Here is a 24,213-nt window from a genome sequence, read left to right as displayed (position 1 = left end):
CCGACGGTAACTTTCCGGGTGCGACCCCTACCCATGGGTACGGAGCTGCTCTACCCTCCCGATTGTGCCAGTGATTGCTGGCAGAGTGGCGCGACGGTGCGATGCGGAGAGGCGGCGGGCATGAGCGGCAGGGGCGGCACGGGCGGGCACGAGCACGTACGGGTGGCGGTGATCGGCTCCGGGTTCGGCGGGCTGGGCGCGGCCGTCCGGCTGCGCCGCGAGGGGATCACGGACTTCGTCGTCCTGGAACGGGCCGACTCCGTCGGCGGCACGTGGCGCGACAACAGCTATCCCGGATGCGCCTGCGACGTGCCCTCGCACCTCTATTCCTTCTCCTTCGCACCCAACCCCGACTGGCCGCGCACCTTCTCCGGCCAGCCGCACATCCGGGCCTACCTGGAGCACGTCGCCGACACCTTCGGCCTGCGCCCGCACATCCGGCTGAACCACGAGGTCCGCACGGCCCGCTGGGACGCCGAGCGGCTGCACTGGGAGATCGACACCACGGGCGGCACGCTCACCGCCGACGTCGTCGTCTCCGCGACCGGGCCGCTGTCCGACCCGAAGATGCCCGAGATCCCCGGGCTCGCCGAGTTCCCCGGCAAGGTCTTCCACTCCGCGCGCTGGGACCACGACTACGACCTGCGCGGCAAGCGCGTCGCCGTGATCGGGACCGGCGCCTCCGCCATCCAGATCGTCCCGGCCATCGCGCCCGACGTGGAGCGGCTCACCCTCTTCCAGCGCACCCCGCCGTGGGTCATGCCGCGCACCGACCGCGCCATCAGCTCGGTCGAACGCTGGCTGCACCGCCAGCTGCCGTTCACCCGGGCGGCCCGCCGCGGGCTGCTGTGGGGGATCCGGGAGCTGCAGGTCAGCGCCTTCACCAAGCGGCCGAACCAGCTCGGGCTGATCGAATCGCTGGCGAAGGCCAATATGGCCCGCTCCATCAAGGACCCGGAGCTGCTGGCCCGGCTGACGCCCTCGTACCGGATCGGCTGCAAGCGGATCCTGCTGTCGAGCGACTACTACCCGGCGCTCGCCCGGCCCAACGTGGACCTCGTCGCCTCCGGGCTGAAGGAGATCCGCGGCACCACCCTGATCGCCGCGGACGGTACCGAGACCGAGGCCGACGCGATCGTCTTCGGGACCGGCTTCCACGTCACGGACATGCCGATCGCGGACCGGGTGGTGGGCGCGGAGGGCCGTACGCTCGCCGACCACTGGAAGGACGGGATGCAGGCGCTGCGCGGGGCGACCGCCGCCGGCTTCCCGAACTGGATGACGATCATCGGCCCGAACACCGGGCTCGGGAACAGCTCGATGATCCTGATGATCGAGTCGCAGCTGAACTACATGGCCGACTACCTGCGCCAGCTGGACCTGTTGGGCGGGCGGGCCGCGCTCGCCGCCCGGCCGTCGGCCGTGAACCGGTGGAACCGGCACGTCCAGGCGCGGATGCAGCGGACCGTGTGGAACACCGGCGGCTGCACCAGCTGGTACCTGGACGCGCAGGGCCGCAACACCACCGTCTGGCCGGGGACCACCGGCGAGTTCCGCAAGCTGACCCGGACGGTGGACCTGGGCGAGTACGAGGTGGTGCGCGTCCGGGACGACGGCCGCGAACGGGTCCCCGCCCAGGCGACGGCGGCGAAGGGTCCGGCCAATACCCCCGGGGAGACCGCCGCCCAGACCGCCGCCAAGGCCGTCGCCGAGGAGGGCGCCGCATGAGCAGCCGTACGAGCCGCCGCCCCGCCCACGCCACCACCGGGCGGTACGCCCCGCCCGCCGCCCGGCGCGAACGGTTCGCCGTCTCCGCCGACGGCGCCCGCCTGCACGTGGAGGAGCACGGCCCCGAGCAGGCCCCGGCCGTCGTCCTCGCCCACGGCTGGACCTGCTCCACCGCCTTCTGGGCCGCCCAGATACGCGAGCTCGCCCAGGACCACCGGGTCATCGCCTACGACCAGCGCGGACACGGGCGCAGCCCGGTCGTCCCCGCCTCCGGCTACAGCACCACCGCGCTCGCCGACGACCTCGTCGCCGTGCTGCGCACCACCCTCGCCCCCGGCGAACGGGCCGTCGTCGCAGGGCACTCCATGGGCGGCATGACGATCATGGCCGCCGCCGGCCGGCCCGAGTTCGCCGAGCACACCGCGGCCGCCCTGCTGTGCAGCACCGGAAGCTCCCGCCTGACCGCCGAGTCCCTCGTGCTGCCCCTGCGCCCCGGCCCGGTACGGACCCGCCTCACCCGGGCCGTCCTCGGCTCCCGGGCCCCGCTCGGACCGGTCACGCCCGTGGCCCGGCAGGTGCTGAAGTACGCCACCATGGGACCCGGATCGGCGCCCGACCGGGTCGACGCCTGCGCCCGTATCGTGCACGCCTGCCCCACCGACGTCCGGTACGGCTGGTCCCGGGTCCTGGCCGAGCTGGATCTGGACGCCGGCCTGGCGGCGCTCACCGCGCCCACCGCCGTCATCGGCGGCACGAGCGACCGGCTCACCCCGATCGGCCACGCCCGCGGCCTCGCCGCGGCCCTGCCCCACTGCGTCGGGCTGACCGAGCTCACCGGAATGGGCCACATGACCCCGATCGAGGCCCCCGAGGCCGTCACCGCCGCCGTGCGCGAGCTGGCCGGCCGGTACCTGACCCCGTCGACGTCCCAGGAGCAGAAGGAGAAGACGCCGTGAGCACCCGCAGGAGTCTGGAAGGCCAGGTCGCCGTCGTCACCGGCGCCGCCCGCGGCGTGGGCGAGCTGCTCGCCCGCAAGCTCTCCGCGCGCGGCGCCCGGGTGGCGCTGGTCGGCCTGGAGCCGGAGGCCCTCAAGGAGGTCTCCGAGCGGCTGCACACCGACAGCGACCACTGGTACGCCGACGTCACCGACCAGGAGGCGATGTCCCGGGTCGCGCAGGAGGTCAAGCAGCGCTTCGGCAAGGTGGACATCGTCGTCGCCAACGCGGGCGTCGCCGCCGGCGGGCCGTTCGCCGACTCCGACCCCGACTCCTGGCGCCGGGTGATCGAGGTCAACCTGATCGGCGGCGCCGTCACCGCCCGCGCCTTCCTGCCGGTGCTCACCGAGAGCCGGGGCTACTTCCTCCAGATCGCCTCGCTCGCCGCGATCACTCCCGCCCCGATGATGTCGGCGTACTGCGCCTCCAAGTCCGGCGTCGAGGCCTTCGCGCACTGCCTGCGCGCCGAGGTCGGCCACAAGGGCGTCAAGGTCGGCGTCGGCTACCTGTCCTGGACCGACACCGACATGGTGCGCGGCGCCGACCGGAACGACGTGATGCGCGAGCTGCGCGGGCGCCTGCCGTGGCCGGCGAACCGCACGTACCCGCTGGGCCCGGCCGTGGACCGGATCGTCGCCGGCATCGAGCGCCGCTCGGCCCACGTCTACGCCCAGTGGTGGCTGCGCGGGATGCAGTCCGTCCGCGGCTACCTCCCGGCGGTCATCGCGCTGGGCGGACAGCGGGAGATGAAGCGGTTCGAACCGCGCCTGGGCGAGAGCCCCAAGGGGCTGGTGGGGGCGGGCGGGGCCGCCGACGAAGCGGCCCGGATGCAGCGCAACTGATCGAAATGCGACCTTTGTCCTGTCGTGCAAGTCTGGTCGAGGCCCGGTCCCCTAGACCCTCCAGGAGGGAAAAGCATGGGCATCAAGGACGAGTCCCAGAACCAGGCGCAGGAGCTCAAGGGCAAGGCCCAGAAGGCCAAGCAGGATGCGTCGCAGCGCTCCCAGCAGGCCAAGGGCAAGGCCCAGCAGGGCCAGGAGCGCGCCCGGCAGAGCGGCCAGGACAAACTGGACGACGTACGCGACGAGCTCGACGACTGGGACGCGTGAGTCGGCGAGGAAGTGACCGAACGGGCCTGACTGCCACCAGGCCTTGACGCACACAGCGCTGAGGGGCGCGACCCGTACTCTTCTCCGGGTCGCGCCCCTCCTGCGTTGTGCTGTTCCTTCTGTCCTGCTCGTCCGCTACCGCGGCGGCAGCTTCGGGCGCCGCAGGTCCGGCACGTCCTCGTAGCCGGGCGGTACGGCGGCCGGGTCCTGCTCCAGCAGCTCCAGCGCCAGGTGCACGGCGTCGTCCAGTTGGGCGTGCCGGCCCTCCGCCCAGTCGAGCGGGGTCCGCAGGATCTCCAGGTCCGGCTCCACGCCGTGGTTCTCCACCGACCAGCCGTACTCCGGGAACCAGGCGGCGTTCATCGGCACCGTGATCACCGTGCCGTCGCCCAGGGTGTGCCGGCCCGTCATGCCGACGACCCCGCCCCAGGTGCGCTGGCCCACCACCGGGCCCAGGCCCAGCAGTTTGAACGCCGCGGTGATCATGTCGCCGTCGGAGGAGGTCGCCTCGTCGGCCAGCGCCACGATCGGGCCGCGGGGCGCGTTGGAGGCGTAGCTGACGGGCTGGGCGTTGCGGGTGAGGTCCCAGCCGAGGATCGAGCGGGTCAGCTTCTCGACCACCAGCTCGCTGATGTGCCCGCCCGCGTTGCCGCGCACGTCCACGATCAGGGCCGGCCGGGACATCTCCATGCGCAGGTCGCGGTTGAACTGCGCCCAGCCGGAGCCCCCCATGTCGGGGATGTGCAGGTATCCGCACTTGCCGCCGCTGACCTCGCGGACGACGGCGCGCCGCTTGGAGACCCAGTCCTGGTAGCGCAGCGGCCGCTCGTCGATCAGCGGGACCACCGCCACCCGCCGGGCGCGGCCCTCCCCTTCGGCGGGTGTGAAGGTCAGTTCGACGGTGGTGCCGCCCGCCGCCGCGAGCAGGGGGTAGGGCCCGGCCACCGGGTCGACGGGCCGGCCGTCCACGTGCGTGAGGACCGCGCCCTCGCGGATCCCGGTGCCGGCGAGCGGGGAGCGGGCCTTGGAGTCGGAGGACTCGCCGGGCAGGATCCGCTTGACCACCCAGCCCTCGTCCCGCGGCACGAGGTTGGCGCCGAGCAGACCGATGGGCCGCTGGTAGTGCGGCGGGCCCTCGTTGCGGCGGGCGGGGGAGACGTACGCGTGGGAGGTGCCGAGCTCGCCGAGTACCTCGCGCAGCAGGTCGGCGAACTCGTCGGGGGAGGCGACCCGTTCGACGAGCGGCCGGTACTGGGCGAGGACGCCGTCCCAGTCGATGCCGCACATCTTCGGCTCCCAGAAGTACGCCCGGATCAGCCGGCCCGCCTCCTCGAAGGCCTGGCGCCACTCGGCGGCCGGGTCCACCTCGTGCCGGATGCGCCGCAGGTCCAGGTAGACGGTGGAGTCGCTGTCGCCCGACTCGGTGGCCGGGACCGCCCGCAGGTCGCCGTCGTCGTTGAGGACGAGCCGGGTGCCGTCGCCGCTGACCGCGAACCAGTCCAGCCCGGAGGCCAGTTCGCTCTTGCGGGCCTTGGTGATGTCGAAGTGCTCCAGGGTGGGCTTGCCGCTGATGTCGGCGGGGTTGGCGAAGGTCTCGCCGAGCGCCCCGGAGATCGGCCAGCGCAGCCACACCAGCCCGCCGCCGTGCACCGGGTGCAGGGCCGAGTACTTCGAGGCCGCCACCGGGAACGGGGTGACCCGGCTCTCCAGGCCCTCCACCTCCACGATCACCGAGCCGTCGCCGTCCCCGGACTCCCCCTCCACCGGGTCGAGCCCGCCCGCCGCGGGACGGCCCTCGGGGGTGAGGGCGAAGGGCGAGGGCGTCGCCGAGGACAGCGGCACCAGGTACGGGCGGCAGCCCAGCGGGAAGGACAGGTCGCCGGTGTGCACGTCGTACACGGGGTCGAAGCCGCGCCACGACAGGAAGGCCAGGTAGCGGCCGTCGCGGGTGAAGACCGGGTGGTCGTCCTCGAAGCGGCCGTTGGTGACGTCGACGACGGCGCGCGGGCCCGGGCCGGAGATCCGGGCCATCTTGATCTGCCGCAGCGAGCGCCCGATGCCCGGGTGCGACCAGGTCAGCCAGGCCCCGTCCGGCGAGAACGCCAGGTCGGTGACGGGCCCGTTGACGGACCGGATGAGCTCGGTGACCTCTCCGCCCGACTCCTCGGTGGCGTCGATGAGCAGCAGCCGCCCGTCGTGGGAGGCGATCGCGAGGCGCTCGCCGTCCGGGTCGGAGAGCAGCTCCAGTACGCGGCCCAGCTGCCCGGAGGCCAGCCGCCGGGGCTCGCGGTCGCCGGAGGCCCGCGGCAGGGAGGCGATCTCGATGGCGTCCTCGCCCTCCGCGTCCGTCACGTACGCGATCTGCCCGCTCGTGCCGAGCATCTCGGGCAGCCGCACCCGCACCCCGGGGGTGTCGGCGATGGTGCGGGCGGGCCCGTCGCGGTGGGTGAGCCAGTACAGGCTGCCGCGGATGACGACGGCGCTGGCCCGCCCGGTGGTGTCCACGGACAGCGAGTCGACGTGGTGGGCGGCGGGCACCTGGTAGTGGCGCCGGCCCGCGCGGGGGCCGCCGAGGCGGACGTCGAGCCGGCGCGGGACGGCCTCGGGCGCGAGGGACTCGACGAGCCACAGCTCCCCGGCGCACTGGTAGACGACCCGCGCGCCGTCGCTGGAGGCGTGTCGGGCGTAGAACTCCTCGTGGTCGGTGTGCCGGCGCAGGTCGGTGCCGTCGGGCAGGCAGGAGTACAGGTTGCCGATGCCCTCGTGGTCGGAGAGGAAGGCGATCCGGCCGTCCACGAACATCGGGGCGTCGAGGTGGCCGTCGATGTCCTCCAGCAGCCGCTTGCCGTGCAGCCAGAGCCGGCCGGTGGCGCCGCCGCGGTAGCGCTTCCAGGCGGCGGGCTCGTGCGGCGGCTTGCCGGTCAGCAGCAGGGTGCGCCGCTCGCCCACCCCCTGCCCCTCGCCGTCCTCGTGGACCGCGATGTCCGAAACCGGACCCCACGGCAGCCGGCCGCCGGGAGAGCCGTCGGTGGGCAGGCAGTAGGCCCAGGCGAAGTAGGAGAAGGGCTGCCCGTGCGAGGACACCGCCAGGATGTCGCTGCGGCCGTCCTTGTCGGGCGGGGTCCAGCCGCAGACCCGGGTGTCGGTGGCGCCCCAGTAGCTGAGCTGGCGGGCCGCGCCGCCGTCGACCGGGGCGAGGTGGACCTCGGGGTCGAGGCTGCGCCAGGTGGTGAAGGCGATGTGACGGCCGTCGGGGGAGAAGCGGGGGTGGCCGATGCGGGTGCGGTCGACGGTGATCCGCCAGGCGCGGCCCGGGGTCTGGCCTTCCGGGACCAGCGGGGCGACCCACAGGTCGTCCTCGGCGGCGAAGCACAGGAGGTCGTCGTGCAGATGCGGGAAGCGGAGGTACGCGACGTCGTGACTCACCCCACAATGCTTTCCGCGCCGAGGGGGCGCGGCAACTCGTACAGGTGATCCACGCCACCCCTCGAAACGAAACGGAACGGTTTCGTTTCGCTTGCCTGAGGGGTATCGTCGTCGGTGTACGCAACGGTTTCGCCCGGACGGGAGGTGTCGGACATGCCCGAGGAGGTCTCCTCACGGCGCACCCGCATCACCCCCGAGCGGGAGGCCGAACTCCACGGGGCGGTCCTCGACCTCCTGCGCGAGGTCGGCTACGAGGCGCTGACCATGGACGCGGTCGCCGCCCGTACCAAGTCCAGCAAGGCCACCCTCTACCGCCAGTGGGGGAGCAAGGCCGAGCTGGTCGCCAAGGCCCTGCGGTGCACCCAGCCGGTCTCCCTGGCGGAGATCGACACGGGCAGCCTGCGCGGGGACTTCGGGCTGATGGTCCAGCGCTCCGACGACGCGCAGATGGCTAAGGACACCGCCCTGATGCGGGGTCTGGCCCACGCCGTCCACGAGAGCCCGGAGCTCCACAAGGCGCTGCGGGACCTGCTGGTCGACCCGGAGATCACCGGACTCCAGGTGATGCTGAGGCGAGCCGTCGACCGGGGGGAGATCGCCCCCGACTGTCCGGCCCTTCCGTTCGTACCGCACATGCTCATCGGGGCGTTCATCTCGCTCCCGCTGATCGAGGACCGGTCCGTCGACCGGACCTTCCTCGGCCAGTTCATCGACGCCGTGGTCTTCCCCGCCCTCGGCGTCTGAGCACCCGTACAGCGCACCGCACCGCACTGCACCGCCCTGCTGCTCCTGACACGCCGCTCTCGTCGTCGGGCCGGCTCTCCACGCCCTGATCCGTCCCATCCACGACGGATCCACCACGACCTGAACGGGAGAACCGCCTCCGTGGCCACCTTCCTCTACAGACTCGGCAGGGGCGCCTTCCGGCGCCGCGGCCTCACCGCCCTCATATGGGTGGCACTGCTCTTCGCCGCCGGCTTCGGCGCGGCGTCGGCGGGCGCGCCCACCTCCGGCTCGTTCTCCATGCCCGGTACGGAGGCCCAGAAGGCCTTCGACGTGCTGGACGAGAAGTTCCCGGGCATGTCCGCCGACGGCGCCTCCGCGCGCATCGTCATCAAGGCGCCGCAGGGCGCGAAGATCACCGACCAGGCCAACAAGGACCAGGTCGAGAAGATCGTCTCCGGCATCAAGGACGGCGAGGGCAAGGCCCAGGTCGCCTCGGTCGCCGACCCCTTCCAGGTGCAGGCCGTCAGCCAGGACGGCTCCACCGCGTACATCAGCGTGAAGTACACCGTCAGCGGCATGGAGCTGAAGGACGACACGCGCGACGCGCTCAAGGAGTCCGGCACCGCCGCCAAGGCCGCCGGGCTGACCGTCGAGATCGGCGGCGACGCCCTGATGACCGCGCCCGAGCAGGGCTCCGGCGAGATCATCGGCATCGTGATCGCCGCGATCGTGCTGGTCATCACCTTCGGTTCCCTGGTCGCGGCCGGGCTGCCGCTGCTGACCGCGCTGATCGGCGTCGGCATCGGCGTCTCCAGCATCACCGCGCTCGCCAACGTACTCGACCTCGGCTCCACCACCTCCACCCTCGCGATGATGATCGGCCTCGCGGTCGGCATCGACTACGCCCTCTTCATCGTCTCCCGCTACCGCGTGGAGCTCGCCGAGGGCCGCGACCGGGACGAGGCCGCGGGCCGGGCCGTCGGAACCGCCGGCTCCGCCGTCGTCTTCGCCGGTCTGACCGTGGTCATCGCCCTGGTGGGCCTGGCCGTCGTCAACATCCCGATGCTGACCAAGATGGGCGTCGCCGCCGCGGGCACCGTGGTCATCGCCGTCCTCGTCGCCCTGACGCTGGTCCCGTCCATCCTGGGCTTCGCCGGCAAGAAGGTCCTGCCCGCCGGCACCAAGAGCAAGCTGTTCGGCAAGGGCCGCCCGGCCGGCGCCGAGCCCAAGGCCAACGGCGGCACCCGCTGGGCCCGCTTCGTGCTGCGCCGCCCGGTGCTCGTGCTCCTCGCCGGCGTGATCGGCCTCGGCGCGCTCGCCATCCCGGCGGGCAAGCTGGAGATGGGCCTGCCCGACGACGGCGCCCAGCCCGTCTCCACCACCCAGCGCAAGGCCTACGACCTGCTCTCGGAGGGCTTCGGCCCCGGCTTCAACGGCCCGCTGCTCGTGGTCGTCGACGGCGACAAGAAGCTCGCCGACCAGACCGAGGCGCGGATCAAGGGCCTGCAGGGCGTGGCGGTGGTCACCCCGCCGACCCCCAACAAGGACGGCGACGCCTCGATCATCACGGTGATCCCGAAGGACCGCCCGGCCTCCGCGGAGACCGAGGCCCTGGTCCACGAGATCCGCGAGGGCAGCCCGGACGAGGTCCTCGTCACCGGCGCCACCGCGATGAACATCGACTTCTCGCAGAAGATGAACGACGCGCTGCTGCCCTACCTCGGACTCGTCGTCGGCCTCGCCTTCCTGCTCCTGATGGTGGTCTTCCGCTCGGTCCTGGTCCCGCTCAAGGCGGCCCTCGGGTTCCTGCTGTCGGTCGTCGCGGCCCTCGGCGCGGTCGTCGCGGTCTTCCAGTGGGGCTGGCTCGGCTCGCTCTTCGGGGTGGAGCAGACCGGCCCGATCATGAGCATGATGCCGATCTTCATGGTGGGCGTCGTCTTCGGCCTGGCCATGGACTACGAGGTCTTCCTCGTCACCCGGATGCGTGAGGCGTACGTCCACGGCGAGCGCCCGGGCCAGGCCGTGGTGACCGGCTTCCAGTACAGCGCCCGCGTGGTCGTGGCCGCCGCCGTCATCATGATCGCGGTGTTCGCCGGCTTCATCGGCGCGAGCGAGCAGATGGTGAAGATGATCGGCTTCGGCCTGGCCGTCGCCGTCTTCTTCGACGCCTTCATCGTCCGCATGACCATCGTCCCGGCGGTGCTCGCCCTGCTCGGCCACAAGGCCTGGTGGCTGCCGCGCTGGCTGGACCGGCTCCTGCCGAACGTGGACGTGGAGGGCGAGAGCCTGCGCCGGCACCTGGAGTCCGAGGGCGGCTCCGCCCAGGACCACGGCCCGGACAAGGACCGCGAGCTGGTCAGCGCCTGACCCGCACGCCCTGTCCGTACGCCCTCGTGGGTACGTACGACCGGCCCCGCACCCGAATCCCGGGTGCGGGGCCGGTCCCGTTAGGCCGACCGGGTGACGGCGGCGTACGTACGGCGCAGGAAGCGGCGCAGCGCGGCGCTGTCGAACTGGATGACCGCGACGCCCTCGGGCGAGTGGAACTCGACGACCGCCTGCGCGCGGCCGCAGGGCCAGACGCGCACGTCGCCGGTGCCGCTCGGGCCCTGCAGGCCGGCCTCGAGCAGGGCCCGGGGGAAGACCCACTCGTTGTCGGTGCCCTCGGGGGAGAGGCCGGCGGGGAAGACGATGCGCACGGCCAGCGGCTCGGCGGCGGCGAAGCGCAGGGCGACGGGGATCTTCCGGTAGAGCGGATCGTCCGTGACGACGCGGGCGGTGACGCGCTCCTCGACGGCCGCCGCGAGTGCGGTGGCGGTCGCCGTGGCGGTGCCGGCGGTGGTCGCCGTGGTCGTCGCGGTGGCGGTCGTGGGGGGATCCTCGGCGGTGGCTGACATCGACAAGCTCCCTCTCATCGGGACATATGAGTCCGTATTCCCCTCAGCCTCGCACAATCCCACGAAATCGCGCGCTGTTGTTTGTGGCGCCGCCGCTCTTGCCAATCGTTTGCAAGTAAGCCCTATTCTTGAACGGATAAAGATTTTGTACGTTCAAGGACCGCAGGAAGCGGAGCCAGCTCATGCACGTGCCCGATGGATTCATCGACGCCCCCGTCTCCGTCGCCGCAGGCGCCGTCGCCGCCACGGCGGTCGCCGTCAGCCTGCGCGGCGCCCGCCGGGAGCTCGACGAGCGCACCGCGCCGCTCGCCGGCCTCGTCGCCGCCTTCATCTTCGCCGTGCAGATGCTGAACTTCCCCGTCGCCGCCGGCACCAGCGGACACCTGCTCGGCGGCGCCCTCGCCGCCATACTCGTCGGCCCGTACACCGGGGTGCTCTGCGTCTCCGTCGTCCTGCTCATGCAGGGCGTGCTCTTCGCCGACGGCGGCTTGACCGCCCTCGGCGTGAACATCACCAACATGGCCGTGGTCACCGTGGTCGTCGCCTACGCCGTCTTCCGCGGCCTGGTGAAACTGCTGCCCCGCACCCGCCGCTCCGTCACCGCCGCGGCCTTCGCGGGAGCCCTGCTGTCCGTGCCCGCCGCGGCCGGCGCCTTCACCCTCCTCTACGCCCTCGGCGGCACCACCGACGTGCCGATCGGCAAGGTGACCACCGCCATGGTCGGCGTGCACGTGCTCATCGGCCTCGGCGAGGCGGCCATCACCGCCGCCACCGTGGGCGCCGTACTGGCCGTCCGGCCGGACCTGGTGCACGGGGCGCGCGGGCTGACCGCGCCGCTGAAGCTGCGCGTCGGCGGCGAGCTCGTCGACGCCCCGGCCGCGGCGCCCGCCGCCGCGCCCGCCGCCGCCCGTTCCACGAAGAAGGTGTGGGCCACCGGCCTGGTCACCGCCCTCGTCCTGGCCGGCTTCGTCTCCTTCTACGCCTCCGCCAGCCCCGACGGCCTGGAGAAGGTCGCCGCCGACCAGGGCATCGACCGGAACGCGCGCGAGCACGCCGCCGCCGGCTCCCCGCTCGCCGACTACGGCGTCAAGGACGTCGACGACGCCCGCCTCTCCGGCGGCCTCGCCGGCGTCATCGGGGTCGGCGCGACCATCGCCGTCGGCACGGGCGTCTTCTGGACCGTGCGCCGCCGCCGCACCGACGGCCCGGCCGCCGCCGCCCCCGCAGCCGCCCCCTCGGTCCGCTGACGTGGGAGCGGGCCACGCCCACAAGCTCTACCGGCACGGGCACTCGCCGGTCCACGCGCTGCCGCCGCACTGCAAGCTCGCCGCGGCCTTCGCGTTCGTCGTGGTCGTCGTGTCCACCCCGCGCGAGGCGGTGTGGGCCTTCGGCCTGTACGCCGTCCTGATCGCGGCGGTCACGGCCGTCGCCCGGATCCCGGCGGGCTTCCTGCTGCGCCGGCTGCTGATCGAGGTCCCGTTCGTCCTGTTCGCCGTGCTCATGCCGTTCGTGGCGCAGGGCGAGCGGGTCGAGGTCCTCGGCATGTCGCTGAGCGTCTCCGGCCTCTGGGGCGCCTGGAACGTCCTGGCCAAGGGCACGCTCGGCGTCGCCGCTTCCGTCCTGCTCGCCTCGACCACGGAGCTGCGGGCACTGCTGCTCGGGCTCCAGCGGCTGAAGCTGCCGCCGCTGCTCGTGCAGATCGCCTCCTTCATGATCCGCTACGGCGACGTCATCACCGACGAGCTGCGCCGGATGTCCATCGCCCGCCGCTCGCGCGGCTTCGAGGCCCGCGGCATCCGGCACTGGGGCGTCCTGGCCAAGACCGCCGGGGCCCTGTTCATCCGCTCGTACGAGCGCGGCGAGCGGGTCCACCTCGCGATGGTCAGCCGCGGCTACACCGGCTCGATGCCGGTGATCGACGACATCGCGGCCACCCGCGCCCAGTGGGCGCAGTCGGCCGTACTCCCGGCGACGGCGCTCGCCGTCTGTGTGATCGGATGGATGCTGTGACCGCACCTGTGGACTCCCCTTCCCCGTCTCTGGAGGTCTCCGGCCTCGCCTACGCCTACCCGGACGGCCACCAAGCGCTCTTCGGTGTGGACCTGAGCGTCGGGCGCGGCGAGCGGGTGGCCCTGCTCGGGCCCAACGGCGCCGGCAAGACCACGCTGGTGCTGCACCTGAACGGCATCCTCGGCGGCGGCGTCGGCACCGTGGCGGTCGCCGGCCTGCCCGTGGAGAAGCGGAACCTCGCCGAGATCCGGCGCCGCGTCGGCATCGTCTTCCAGGACCCCGACGACCAGCTGTTCATGCCCACCGTCCGGGAGGACGTCGCCTTCGGCCCGGCCGCGGCCGGGCTGCGCGGCGCCGAGCTCGAAGCCCGGGTCACCGAGGCCCTGGAGCTGGTCGGGATGGCGGGCTTCGCCGACCGGCCCCCGCACCACCTGTCGTTCGGGCAGCGCCGGCGCGTCGCGGTGGCGACCGTCCTCGCCATGCGGCCGGAGATCCTCGTCCTGGACGAGCCGTCCTCCAACCTGGACCCGGCCTCGCGGCGCGAGCTCGCCGACATCCTGCGCTCGCTGGACGTGACCGTGCTGATGGTGACGCACGACCTGCCGTACGCGCTGGAGCTGTGCCCGCGGTCGGTGGTGCTCAGCGAGGGCGTCATCGCGGCCGACGGGCGCACCCAGGACCTGCTGTGCGACGAGGAGCTGATGCGGGCCCACCGCCTGGAGCTGCCCTTCGGCTTCGACCCGCGCTCGGTGTCCGTGGCATAACCACGGGCCCGGCGTGGTTGGACCCCTCGTGAACATCCAAGGTCAGGTGGCGGAGGGCTTCGAGCCCGTCCGGGACGCCTTCGTGCGCAATTTCGAGGTACTCGGCGACCGGGGCGCGGCGGTGGCCGTGTACCGGGACGGCCGACGGGTGGTGGACCTGTGGGCGGGCCCGCGGGACGTCGACGGCGCGGACGGCTCCGAGCCGTGGGCGGCCGGTACGGCCCAGGTGGTGCGCTCGGCCACCAAGGGCGTGGCCGCCGTCGTACCGCTGCTGCTGCACCAGCGGGGGCTGCTGGACCTGGACGCGCCGGTGGCGGAGTACTGGCCGGAGTTCAAGGCGGGCGGCAAGGAGCGGACCCTGGTGCGGGACCTGCTCGCGCACCGGGCGGGCGTGCCGGCGCTGGACGTGCCGCTGACCCTGGCGGAGGCGGTGGACGGGCTGTCGGGGGCGCGGGCGGTCGCCGGGCAGCGGGCGTTCTGGGAGCCGGGCACCGCGCACGGCTACCACGCGCAGACCTTCAGCTGGCTGCTGTCGGAGCTGGTGCTGCGGGTGACGGGCGCCTCGCTGGGGCAGTGGCTCGCGCAGGAGGTCACGGGGCCGCGGGGGCTGGACTTCTGGATCGGGCTGCCGCAGGCGGTGGCGGACGCGGGCCGCGTGGGGCGGGTCGGGCCCGTGGAGGCGCCGGAGCCGGCGGCGGGGCTGCGGACGCGGCCCCGCAGAAACGTTTCGGAGGCCTGGGCGGATCCGGAGTCGCTGACCCGGCGCGCCTTTGCCGCGATCACCCCGCTCGCCGACGAGAACGACCCGGAGTTCCAGGCCGCCGAACTCCCGGCCTCGGCCGGCATCGGCACCGCCCGGGGGCTGGCCGGCCTGTACGCGGCGCTGCTGGGCGACACCGAGGACGGGGCCCGGCTGTTCACGGCCGAGACCGCCGCCCTGGCGGGTACGGAGCTGTCGGCCGGTCCGGACCGGGTGCTGGTCGTCCACACGCGCTTCGGGCCGGGGTACATGCTGCACAGCACGGCCTCGCCGCTGCTGTCCCCGGCCTCCTTCGGGCACCCGGGGCGGGGTGGCTCGCTGGCCTTCGCGGACCCGGAGGCGGGTGTCGGCTTCGGGTACGTCACCAACGCCCACGCCAAGTCGGTCACCGCCGACCCGCGGGCCCAGGCGTTGGTCCGGGCCCTGCGGTCCTGTCTCTGACGGGGGCGGGGAGGGCGCGGTCGGCAGCCGGGCCCTGCGGGGGCTGACCCTGCGGGGGCGTTCCCCTACCCGCCCCTTCCCGAAACCGTGGCCTGCGGCCCCGGCCCCCGCTCGCCTCAATCGCCGGCGGGGCTGAAGGGTCGTGGCTCCGCCCCCGGTATGCCTGCGCCTCAATCGCCAACGGGGCTGAAGGGTCGTGGCTCCGCCCCCGGCATGCCCGCGCCTCAATCGCCGGCGGGGCTCAAAGATCGGGGCTCCGCCCCGGACCCCGCGCCTCAAACGCCGGCGGGGCTGATTTTCGCCGGGCGGGGATGGAATTGCCGCACAGCGGCACGATCCAGCCCGCGGCGTTTGAGCGCACGGGGCTCGGCGTCACTGCGCGCTGCGGTCCGGCCATTCCAGCCCCGCCGGCGTTTGAGGCGCGGGGGTGCGGGGGCGGAGCCCCCGAAGCGGTGCCGCGCCCGGCAGCGGGGCTTCCGGCGAGCCGGGCCGGTGCAGTGTGACGGGGCCGGAGAATCCAGCCCGCCGGCGTTTGAGGCGTGGGGTGTCGGCCGCAGGGCGGGTCGGTCAGGAGTTGAGGACCGCGGCGACGATGGGGCCGGCCGCGTCGCCGCCGTGGCCCCCCGCTTCGACCATGGCGGCCGCGGCCACGTCGCCGCTGTACCCGGTGAACCAGCTGTCCGGGCTGCCGGCGCCGTCGACCTCCGCCGAGCCGGTCTTCGCACCCTTGTCCGAGCCGCGTACCCCGCTCATCACCTCCGCCGCCGTCCCGTCCGCGGCCGTCTGGCGCATCATCCGGACCAGCTGCTGCGCCACCGACGGCTTCATCGCACGCGCCGCCTGCGCGAGCGGCCGCCCGTCGAGGTCCGCGGGGACCAGCACCGGCTGCCGGAAGACGCCGGTGCGGGCCGTGGCCGTGATCGAGGCGACGTTGAGCGGGTTCATGGTGATCTGGCCCTGCCCGATGTACTCGGCCGCCGCCCCCGCACCCGTCGCCTCGGGCACCTTGCCGTCGGCGGACCGGATGCCGGTCTTCCAGTCCAGCCCGATCCCGAAGACCTCCCGGGCCTCCTTCGACAGCGCGGCGTCGTCGTTCACGTCGTCGATCCGCTTGATGAAGGCGGTGTTGCAGGAGCGGGCGAAGGCCGTCGCGAACGGCGCGTTCCCGGGCAGGTCGAAGTGGTTGAGGTTGTGGAAGGAGCGGCCGCCCCAGGAGGCCTCCTTCGTGCACTGCGCCGGCTGGTCGGCCGCCGCCCGGCCGCGGTCGATCAGCATGGCCGCCGTCACGATCTTCATCGTGGAGCCGGGGGCGCGGGCGCCCTCCATGGCCGCGTTGAAGCCGTCCTTGCGGTGGTTGGCGACGGCCAGGATGTGCCCGTTGCTCGGTTTGACCGCGACGACCGAGGCCTCGGGGTAGCGGGCGACGGCCTTCTCGGCGGCGGCCTGGACGTTCGCGTCGAGGGTCGTCTTCAGGGTGCTCGGCTCGCCCTCCGCCAGGGTCAGCAGCGTCCGTCGGGGCCCGGCCGGCACGGCCGGCTCGATCCACAGCTCGGCGCCGCCCTTGCCGCCCGCCTTCGCGCCGTACGTCTGGCGGAGCTGGTCGAGGACCGGCCCGAGCGAGGGGTACTTCTCGGCGGTGAGCTCCTCCCCGTTGCGGTCGACGGCCTTGACCGGCGGGGCGGCGGGCGCGCCCGCGCGCAGCTTCTCGTCCTTGCCGAGCTGCGGGTGGATCACCGACGGCTGCCAGTCGACCAGCGCCTTCCCGCTGGTCGCGCCGCGTACGACGGTGAGTCGGGAGCTGTACGCGAGGGGCTTGGTCACGCCCTCGTACGTGATCTCGGCGGCCACCGTGAACGGGACGGTCGTCCCCGTCGGGGTGCCGGGCGTGATCACGGCCTTCGAGACGTGGGCCGCTGCCCGGTAGTCGGCCACGGCGCTCTGTGCGGCCTGGGTGTTGTTGGTGAGCCCGGCGGCCTCGCGGTCGTTGCCGGCGGCCCAGGCCGCGAGGAAGGCCTTGGCGGTGCGGGCGGCCTCCTCGTCGGTGACCGGCCCGCTGCCCTTCGCGGCGCTCTTCGCGGTGGCGCCGTCGGCGCTCGCGCGGCCGCCGCCGTGCCCGCTGCCGGCGTTGTCGACCAGCGTGTACACCCCGTACCCGGCCCCGCCGACCATCGCGAGGAACACCCCGCCGATGACGGCGCCCTTGGCTGCCCCGTTCACGTACAGACCCTCCCCAGGATCCCCCCGATCTCTGAACGTGTTCAAAGATCTCCTGGAGCGGACCTTACGCGCCGCCCGCATGTAATGCACACGCTGTCTGTCGAATGACCGAAAAGCGACTACTGCACGGGAGATTCGGGGTCCGGCAGCCGGTAGCCGCGCTCCCGCTCCACTTCCTCGACGCCGTCAGCCGCGCTCAGGGCGGCCAGCGCCCCCTCGGGGACGGTGCCCACGGCGGTGCCGATGCCCCGCTGCTCGGACTCGATGATCATTCCGGCGCGCCGGGCGGCCCCGGCCGCCTCGTCGAAACGGTCCGGGTCGAGCGCGACGACGACCCTGACCCGGGGGGCCTCATCGCCCACGGTGCGCGCGTCGCCGGTCGCATGGCCCATGTCGCCCTCCAAGATGGTTCGTCAATCTCCTACCCCTAGGGTGCCTGCACCAGTCCCCGACCGGCATCCGACACCGGGAGGCCGAGCTGCTTGGCCCCCGAGCGCAACAGCGTCACGATCTGCGCGGCGGTCGCGTTCGGGTTCTGCTCCCAGAGCAGCGCGGTGACACCGGCAACGTGGGGCGTGGCCATGCTGGTGCCGTTCAGCCGACGGTATCCGCCGTTCGGCCAGGTGGACAGCACGCCGACGCCCGGCCCCGCCAGGTCGACCTCGCCGCCGACCGGGTTGAGGCCGGCGCACGAGAACGGGGCGATGCCGAAGTCCGGTGCGACCGCGGCCACCGCGAGGATCGACGGGCAGTTCGCGGGCGTTCCCACCGGCTGCAGGTCCAGCGGGCGCCGGCTCTCGTTGCCCGCGGCCGCGACGATCACCTTGCCGTGCCTGAGGCAGCGGCGGGCGGCGCGCTCGTAGATGCGCGAGAAGCCGGCGCCGAGGGCCACCGCCCCGCCCAGCGACATCGAGATGACCCGGACCCCCTCCTGGGCCAAGGCCCAGTTGATGCCGTCGAGGATCATGCCGTCGCTTCCGCGGCCCTGGTTGCTCAGGACCTTCCCGGCGTAGATGTCGGCCTCGCACGCGACGCCGTAGCGCGGCCCGGTGGCCGGGTTCCTGGGGCCGCACGCGGTCCCGGCGCAGTGGGTGCCGTGCCCGTGGCCGTCGTCGACCGCCTGTCCCGGGACGAACGACGCCGACCCCTTCACCCGGCCCGCCAGGTCCGGGTGGGACGCGTCGATGCCCGTGTCCAGGATCGCGACCCCGACGCCCCTGCCCGTGAGGGCCGTCTCGGTGGCCAGGATGGCCTGCAGCCCCCAGGTCGCCTGCGCCTCGCCGAACAGGAGACCGGCCGCGGCCCGCGCCCGTACCGCGCCGGCCTGGCCGTTCCCGCGTACGCGCTCGACGAGGTCGGCCACACCGTGCAGATACCCCTCGAAGTACTCCGGCGGATGGGCCGCCGTTTCCTCCTTGTACGCGTGGAGCACCCGCTCCGGCTCCGCGCCCACCAGGGCCCGGGTCGAGGCGACGGTGGCCTCCAGGGCCAGCCGCTGGTCCCCCTGGACGGCCTCGACGATGGCCACGCCCAGGGCGTCGAGCACCACCGTCCCGCCCTGTTCGAGCGCCGGGCCGGCGGAGTCTCCGGCCCGGATATGTTCGGCCACCGACACTCCGGCCCGGGATTGCAACGCATCGAGCCCCGCTTTGGGATCGTCCTGATCGAGCAGGACCAGGTATCTGCCCGTGTACTCGACGTCCTTGGCCACGTTTTCGTCGGCCATCGCGCTCGCGCCGTACCGGTCGTCCATGCCGTTCCGGTCGTTCGTCCCGTACTGGTCGCTCATGGTCTTGGTCCTCTGCTCCAAGCGGGCAGGCCCTGCCCGGCGAGATGGATGGAAAGCAGAAGGGCAACCGCTCGGAGCACTGGCCCCTTTCCACCGTTTTCGACCATAGGGACGGGCCTTTCCCGGCGCCCGGGCTGCAGGCCATTCGGACCAGTACGCCGACGGGCCCGGCGCGCCACCGCACGCCGGGCCCGTCGCCACACCCGCTACACCCAGCTGTCGAGCCACATCCGGCCGCGCCAGGAGTCCATCGGGATCGTCTGGCCCGTGTAGATCGGCCAGAAATAGATGAAGTTCCAGATGATCAGCAGCACCAGCACGCCAGCCGCGATCGCGCCCAGCGCGCGTCTGCGCTCCGAGGAGCCCGCCGGGCCCAGCAGTGCGCCGATCATCATCGCCACCGCCAGGCACAGGTACGGGACGAACACCACCGCGTAGAAGTAGAAGATGGTCCGCTCCTGGTAGTTGAACCAGGGCAGCAGGCCCGCACCCAGGGCGCACGCGATCGCACCCGCCCGCCAGTCGCGGCGGAAGAACCACCGCCACAGCACGTACAGCAGCGCGAAGCAGCCCGCCCACCACAGCAGCGGCGTGCCGAGCGCCAGCACCTCGCGGGCGCACTTGCCGGCCGCGGTCGCCGGGCAGCCGTCCGTGCCGGGCTCGGGGGACTCGTAGAAGTAGGAGACGGGCCGGCCCAGGACCAGCCAGCTCCACGGGTTCGACTCGTACGTGTGCCCGGAGGTCAGGCCGACGTGGAACTTGTAGACCTCGGTCTCGTAGTGCCACAGGCTGCGCAGCCACTCCGGCAGGAACGACAGCGAGCTGTGCTGGTCCTGCTTGGCGGCCCAGTCGCGGAAGTACCCGCCCCGGCCGTCGTCCGGGCTCAGGATCCAGCCTGTCCACGAGGCCACGTACACCGCGATCGCCACCGGCACCGTCGAGACGAAGCCGGGCAGCGCGTCCCGGCGCAGCATCGCCGCGTACGGGGCGCCCGCGCCCGCGGTGCGCCGCGCGGCCGCGTCCCACAGCACCGTCAGCACCCCGAAGAAGGCCAGCGCGATGGCCCCGTTCCACTTCGTGCCGAAGGCCAGGCCCAGGCAGACGCCCGCCAGGATCCGGTACGGGCGCCAGCCCAGCCGCAGCGTCTCGGCGATCACCGCGTCCGGGCGGGTCCGCCCCTCGGCGTCCACCGGCAGGGCCGCCGCGAGCCGCGCCCGCGCCCGGTCCCGGTCGATCAGCAGCGAGCCGAAGGCGGCCAGCACGAAGAACATCAGCACCAGGTCGAGCAGCGCGGTGCGGCTCATCACCAGGTGCAGGCCGTCCACCGCCAGCAGTGCGCCCGCCAGGCAGCCCAGGAAGGTGGAGCGCAGCAGGCGGCGCCCGATCCGGCACAGCATCAGCACCGACAGCGTGCCGAGCACGGCGGTCACGAAGCGCCAGCCGAACGGGTCGAAGCCGAACATCCACTCGCCGAGCCCGATCACCCACTTGCCGACCGGCGGGTGCACCACGTACCCGGGGTCCGCGGGGAGCGCGACGCCGTCCGGGTTGGCGAGGATCGCCTTGTCGATGTCCTTCGGCCAACTCGCCTCGTAGCCCTGCCGGATGGTGGCCCAGGCGTCCTTGGCGTAGTACGTCTCGTCGAATATCACGGCCTTCGGGCTGCCCAGGTGCACGAACCGCAGCACCCCGGCCACCAGCGCCACCGCCACCGGCCCCGCCCAGGCCATGACGCGCTGCCAGGTCCCGGCCGCCGAGACCGGGATGCCGAGCGCCGCCCACAACTGCGCGGAGGGGCGGGCGTACGGGGGCACCAGGCGGGCGCGGACGTCGGGCCGCCGGGCGCCGGCGGGCGGCGCATAGCCGAAGCTGCGCAGGCGGCGCAGCCAGGTGGACGGCTGTTCTTCGCGCCCCGCGAACGGTGCGGGCGGGGCCCCCGCGGGGCTGGGCGGAGGCGTCGCGGTACTGGTCACCGGGTCATCGTAGGGAACGCAGCTGTGCGAACCCCAGCGCCTGGCCCCGGGGCCGAACCCCGGCGCCGAGCCCCCGCCGCCTGCCTCGGTGCTGCGGACCGCCCGGGCACATGACGGCGGAGGGCTGAGAGGATGGACGGGTGACGACTGACCAGCCCGCCCCCTCTGCCTCTTCCGGCTCCTCCGGCCCTTCCGGCTCCGCCGCCTCCGCAGGCGTCCTCGTGCTCGCCGGCACCCCGATCGGCGACCTCGCCGACGCCCCGCCCCGGCTCGCCGCCGAGTTGGAGCGGGCCGACGTCGTCGCCGCCGAGGACACCCGGCGGCTGCGCCGGCTGACCCAGGGGCTCGGCGTGCACACCACCGGGCGCGTGGTGTCGTACTTCGAGGGCAACGAATCGGCCCGCACCCCGGAGCTGGTCGAGGCGCTGCGCGACGGCAAGCGCGTCCTGCTCGTCACCGACGCCGGCATGCCGTCCGTCTCCGACCCCGGCTACCGGCTCGTGGCCGCCGCCGTCGAACAGGACATCAAGGTGACCGCCGTGCCCGGGCCGTCCGCGGTGCTGACCGCGCTCGCCCTGTCCGGGCTGCCCGTCGACCGGTTCTGCTTCGAGGGCTTCCTGCCGCGCAAGGCCGGCGAGCGCCTCGGCCGGCTGCGCGAGGTCGCGGCCGAGCGGCGCACGCTCGTCTACTTCGAGGCCCCGCACCGCCTCGACGACACCCTCGCCGCGATGGCCGAGGTGTTCGGCCCCGACCGGCGGGCGGCCGTCTGCCGCGAGCTGACCAAGACGTACGAGGAGGTCAGGCGCGGCGGCCTCGGAGAGCTGGCGGCCTGGGCCGCCGAGGGCGTGCGCGGCGAGATCACCATCGTGGTGGAGGGCGCCCCGGCCGCCGCGCCCGGCGATGTGGACGCCGGGGAACTGGTGCGCCGGGTGCGGGTGCGCGAGGAGGCCGGGGAGCGTCGAAAAGAAGCCATTGCGGCGGTCGCGGTCGAGGCCGGAGTACCCAAGCGGGAGGTGTTCGACGCGGTGGTGGCGGCAAAGAATTCGGCTGAAAAGATGCTGTAAGACGGTAAAGAGCTAACCTGAAAAGCAAAGCTCAGACCGCGCACCGGGCGCTTTGGGAATGAGTCGCCCAAAGACCGTCCAACAGTAGACAGGGCCTGATGCGCTCCTGCCCGCAGAGGCGTCCACTGGCAATGGCACCAGTGGAACAAGAGGAGCTGGCATGAGTGAGATCGCAGACACCTCGGCACCCGTCCCCGCTTCCGCAGTACCCGCCGTCTCCACCACACCCGGGGTGGAGATCGTGCACGAGGCCTACTCCTTCGCGTGCATGAAGTGCGGGTACTCCTGGGAGCAGGGCTACGAGATCGAGCACCACATCGACGGCAAGGGCCAGCCCTTCATCATGTACAAGGCCGGCGGCGAGCGCGTGCCGTCGCCGCTGTCGAACCCGACCTGCCACAACTGCGGCGGGCACGTGGTGCGGATCATGCGCGAGGGCCAGGTCTCCTCGGTACTGGGCATGATCGACAAGCTCTACCACCACCGCATCGCCCCCGGGATCGCCGGACCCGTACCGGCCGGCGCGAACGAGCCACGGCCGCCCAAGCAGCGCAGGGCCCCGCTGCACGACGCCCCCGGGCCCGTCCCCGTGGACGCGGAGGAGGAGCGCAGGGGTCCGCTCGCACGCCTGCTGAGGTGGCTGCGCCGGTCATAAGATCGGCCGTATGAGCGCTCCCTCGAAGGCCCCCCGGAACGGCCGGAACGACCGGAACGACCGGGACACCCCGCCGCCGCTGCCCGAACCCCTCCGGGTGGCGGTGGCCGACTCGCACACCCACCTGGACATGCAGTCCGGCACCGTCGAGGAGGGCCTGGCCAAGGCGGCCTCGGTCGGCGTGACCACCGTCGTCCAGGTGGGCTGCGACGTGAAGGGGTCCCGCTGGGCCGCCGAGACCGCCGCCGCGTACGACAACGTCCACGCGGCGGTGGCCCTCCACCCGAACGAGGCCCCCCGCATCGTCCACGGGGACCCCGACGGCTGGTCCCGGCAGGGAGCGAGGGCCGGCGGCGGCCAGGCCGCGCTCGACGACGCGCTCGCCGAGATCGAGGCGCTCGCCGCCCTCGGCCACGTCAAGGCCGTCGGCGAGACGGGCCTGGACTTCTTCCGCACCGGGCCCGAGGGGATGGCGGCGCAGGAGCGTTCCTTCCGCGCCCACATCGAGATCGCCAAGCGGCAGGGCAAGGCCCTTGTCATCCACGACCGCGACGCCCACGCCGACGTCCTGCGCATCCTGCGCGAGGAGGGCGCGCCCGAGCGGACGGTGTTCCACTGCTACTCCGGGGACGCCGACATGGCCCGCGCATGCGCCGCCGCCGGCTACTACCTCTCCTTCGCCGGGACCGTCACCTTCAAGAACGCCCAGCCGCTGCGCGACGCCCTCGCCGTCGCCCCGCTGGAACTGGTCCTCGTCGAGACCGACGCCCCCTACCTCACCCCCGCGCCGTACCGCGGACGGCCGAACGCGCCGTACCTCATTCCGCTGACGGTGCGGGCCATGGCCGCGGTCCGGGGGATCGACGAGGACGCGATGGCCACCGCCCTGGCGGCGAACACGGCGCGCGCCTTCGACTACTGATCCGGGGCGCCTGCCTGGGCCGTTCGACACATTGGGTGACGGCTCGGATCTGGCGAGTGACGGAACCTTTCGCTAGGGTGCCGTGCCCGAACCGAAGCCCGGCCCGGAGCAGTGGAGCGAGCGTCGTGAGCGAGAGTCCTTACCCCGGACCCTACGGGGCCGACCCCGACCCCCGCCTGCCCTCCTGGCCGCAGGCCGGATACGACGCCGCGCCCGAGGGCCCGGCGCCGGAGCCCCACCCGGATTACGCCGGGGTGGCGGCGGGCTCCGGGGCGGCCGCGGAGCCGTACCCGGCCTACGCGCCGGGCCCGCCACCCGCCGCCCCGGCCGCCGACCCCTACCCCAGATTCGGCTCGCCCCCGCGCGGCGGGGCAGCGGACGCGGGCGCGGCCCCGCACCTCGGGCCGGCCGCGGACTCGTACACCTACGGGTACGCGGAGGCCGGCGAGAGTCCGGGCCTGCTCCCCGGCCCGGCCCCGCTCGCCGGAGCGGGCCACCCCGCCGGCCCGCCGCCCGCCGGGGCGGTGGCCGATGCGGAGCCCGGACCGGGCGAGCCCGGCGTGCCCGCCCCCCGCGCGCCCGGGGAGCGGCGGGCGGGCCGCCGGCGCCGCGCAGCCGAGCCCGCGGCGGCACCCGAGCAGGGCGCGGCGGATCTTCCCCGTCAGCAGTCCGTTGGCGAGCGGGAAGTACGGCAGGACGCCGAGGCCGTAGTGGCGGGCGGCCGGGACGAGCTCCGC

The 24,213-nt window shown here is 73.5% G+C and carries 20 protein-coding genes and 1 pseudogene; 14 read left to right on the top strand and 7 right to left on the bottom strand.

Going from position 1 to position 24,213, the window contains the following annotated elements; genetic code table 11:
- Positions 1–120 precede the first annotated feature (120 nt).
- The 4 genes from AB0F11_RS26510 (at position 121) to AB0F11_RS26495 (ending at position 3,832) form a co-directional block, all read left to right on the top strand.
- Positions 121–1,728: an NAD(P)/FAD-dependent oxidoreductase gene (locus tag AB0F11_RS26510; protein WP_362178512.1), complete on the top strand. Its 1,608-nt coding sequence runs from the start codon at positions 121–123 to the stop codon at positions 1,726–1,728.
- The gene (locus AB0F11_RS26505; protein ID WP_362178510.1) at positions 1,725–2,684 is read left to right on the top strand and encodes an alpha/beta hydrolase; all 960 of its coding nucleotides are present in this window, start codon (positions 1,725–1,727) and stop codon (positions 2,682–2,684) included. The genes AB0F11_RS26510 and AB0F11_RS26505 overlap by 4 nt, the downstream gene beginning before the upstream one ends.
- A complete protein-coding gene (locus tag AB0F11_RS26500; RefSeq protein ID WP_362178507.1) occupies positions 2,681–3,565 on the top strand; it encodes an SDR family oxidoreductase in 885 nt (294 codons plus the stop codon). Before AB0F11_RS26505 ends, AB0F11_RS26500 begins: the two co-directional genes overlap by 4 nt.
- Before the next feature lie 75 nt (positions 3,566–3,640).
- Entirely contained in the window at positions 3,641–3,832 is a 192-nt protein-coding gene (locus tag AB0F11_RS26495; protein WP_362178505.1) for a hypothetical protein, read from the top strand.
- Positions 3,833–3,967: 135 nt separating this feature from the next.
- On the opposite strand, the gene AB0F11_RS26490 is transcribed toward AB0F11_RS26495, so the two are convergent.
- Together AB0F11_RS26490 and AB0F11_RS26485 are read right to left on the bottom strand one after the other, a co-directional pair.
- Positions 3,968–7,258, bottom strand: coding sequence for a S41 family peptidase (locus tag AB0F11_RS26490; RefSeq protein ID WP_362178502.1), 3,291 nt, complete (start codon positions 7,256–7,258; stop codon positions 3,968–3,970).
- A complete protein-coding gene (locus AB0F11_RS26485) occupies positions 7,255–7,413 on the bottom strand; it encodes a hypothetical protein (RefSeq protein ID WP_362178499.1) in 159 nt (52 codons plus the stop codon). The genes AB0F11_RS26490 and AB0F11_RS26485 overlap by 4 nt, the downstream gene beginning before the upstream one ends.
- On the opposite strand from AB0F11_RS26485, the gene AB0F11_RS26480 reads away from it, so the two are divergent.
- Positions 7,412–8,002: a TetR/AcrR family transcriptional regulator gene (locus AB0F11_RS26480; RefSeq protein WP_362178496.1), complete on the top strand. Its 591-nt coding sequence runs from the start codon at positions 7,412–7,414 to the stop codon at positions 8,000–8,002. The two genes, AB0F11_RS26485 and AB0F11_RS26480, sit on opposite strands and share 2 nt — an antisense overlap.
- Before the next feature lie 141 nt (positions 8,003–8,143).
- On the top strand, positions 8,144–10,351 hold the full coding sequence (locus AB0F11_RS26475) for an MMPL family transporter (protein ID WP_362178493.1): 2,208 nt from the start codon (positions 8,144–8,146) through the stop codon (positions 10,349–10,351).
- An 80-nt stretch (positions 10,352–10,431) separates the two neighbouring features.
- On the opposite strand, the gene AB0F11_RS26470 is transcribed toward AB0F11_RS26475, so the two are convergent.
- Positions 10,432–10,881 (bottom strand): SsgA family sporulation/cell division regulator, encoded by a 450-nt coding sequence (locus AB0F11_RS26470; protein WP_362178490.1) that lies wholly within the window; start codon positions 10,879–10,881, stop codon positions 10,432–10,434.
- Between the two features lie 182 nt (positions 10,882–11,063).
- Here AB0F11_RS26470 and AB0F11_RS26465 point away from each other — a divergent pair, with 182 nt between their 5' ends.
- Genes AB0F11_RS26465 through AB0F11_RS26450 form a run of 4 tightly spaced genes read left to right on the top strand, consistent with a single transcriptional unit; the run spans position 11,064 to position 14,856 of the window.
- Complete coding sequence (locus AB0F11_RS26465; RefSeq protein ID WP_362178487.1) at positions 11,064–12,128, top strand: energy-coupling factor ABC transporter permease; 1,065 nt, start codon at positions 11,064–11,066, stop codon at positions 12,126–12,128.
- A gap of 1 nt (position 12,129) precedes the next feature.
- Entirely contained in the window at positions 12,130–12,891 is a 762-nt protein-coding gene (cbiQ, locus tag AB0F11_RS26460) for a cobalt ECF transporter T component CbiQ (protein ID WP_362178484.1), read from the top strand.
- Positions 12,888–13,655, top strand: a complete 768-nt coding sequence (locus tag AB0F11_RS26455) for an ABC transporter ATP-binding protein (RefSeq protein WP_362178481.1) — start codon at positions 12,888–12,890, stop codon at positions 13,653–13,655. The genes cbiQ and AB0F11_RS26455 overlap by 4 nt, the downstream gene beginning before the upstream one ends.
- 28 nt (positions 13,656–13,683) lie before the next feature.
- Positions 13,684–14,856 (top strand): serine hydrolase domain-containing protein, encoded by a 1,173-nt coding sequence (locus AB0F11_RS26450; protein ID WP_362178478.1) that lies wholly within the window; start codon positions 13,684–13,686, stop codon positions 14,854–14,856.
- Positions 14,857–15,423: 567 nt separating this feature from the next.
- Here the strand turns inward: AB0F11_RS26450 and AB0F11_RS26445 are convergent.
- The 4 genes from AB0F11_RS26445 to AB0F11_RS26430 all read right to left on the bottom strand — a co-directional run bounded on the left by AB0F11_RS26445 (position 15,424) and on the right by AB0F11_RS26430 (position 20,748).
- On the bottom strand, positions 15,424–17,073 hold the full coding sequence (locus tag AB0F11_RS26445; protein WP_362178476.1) for a penicillin-binding transpeptidase domain-containing protein: 1,650 nt from the start codon (positions 17,071–17,073) through the stop codon (positions 15,424–15,426).
- 119 nt (positions 17,074–17,192) lie between these two features.
- On the bottom strand, positions 17,193–17,465 hold the full coding sequence (locus AB0F11_RS26440; RefSeq protein WP_362178473.1) for a hypothetical protein: 273 nt from the start codon (positions 17,463–17,465) through the stop codon (positions 17,193–17,195).
- 35 nt (positions 17,466–17,500) lie between these two features.
- Positions 17,501–18,862: a S8 family serine peptidase gene (locus tag AB0F11_RS26435; protein WP_362178470.1), complete on the bottom strand. Its 1,362-nt coding sequence runs from the start codon at positions 18,860–18,862 to the stop codon at positions 17,501–17,503.
- A gap of 206 nt (positions 18,863–19,068) precedes the next feature.
- Positions 19,069–20,748, bottom strand: coding sequence for a phospholipid carrier-dependent glycosyltransferase (locus AB0F11_RS26430; RefSeq protein WP_362178602.1), 1,680 nt, complete (start codon positions 20,746–20,748; stop codon positions 19,069–19,071).
- A gap of 308 nt (positions 20,749–21,056) precedes the next feature.
- Between AB0F11_RS26430 and rsmI the strand changes: the two genes are divergently transcribed.
- The 4 genes and pseudogenes from rsmI to AB0F11_RS26410 form a co-directional block, all read left to right on the top strand.
- Positions 21,057–21,899 (top strand): 16S rRNA (cytidine(1402)-2'-O)-methyltransferase, encoded by an 843-nt coding sequence (gene rsmI / locus AB0F11_RS26425; protein WP_362178599.1) that lies wholly within the window; start codon positions 21,057–21,059, stop codon positions 21,897–21,899.
- 268 nt (positions 21,900–22,167) lie between these two features.
- Positions 22,168–22,554 carry a hypothetical protein gene (locus AB0F11_RS26420; RefSeq protein ID WP_362178596.1) on the top strand — a complete coding sequence of 129 codons (387 nt, stop codon included), beginning with the start codon at positions 22,168–22,170 and terminating at the stop codon, positions 22,552–22,554.
- 10 nt (positions 22,555–22,564) lie between these two features.
- A complete protein-coding gene (locus AB0F11_RS26415; RefSeq protein WP_362178469.1) occupies positions 22,565–23,476 on the top strand; it encodes a TatD family hydrolase in 912 nt (303 codons plus the stop codon).
- Positions 23,477–23,601: 125 nt separating this feature from the next.
- Positions 23,602–24,213, top strand: a pseudogene (locus tag AB0F11_RS26410) (hypothetical protein); the annotation flags it as partial.

This window comes from Streptomyces sp. NPDC032472, assembly GCF_040636955.1.
GTDB lineage: Bacteria > Actinomycetota > Actinomycetes > Streptomycetales > Streptomycetaceae > Streptomyces.
The sequence above is the reverse complement of the archived record's forward strand: the minus strand, read 5'-3'. Positions and strand labels throughout refer to the sequence as shown.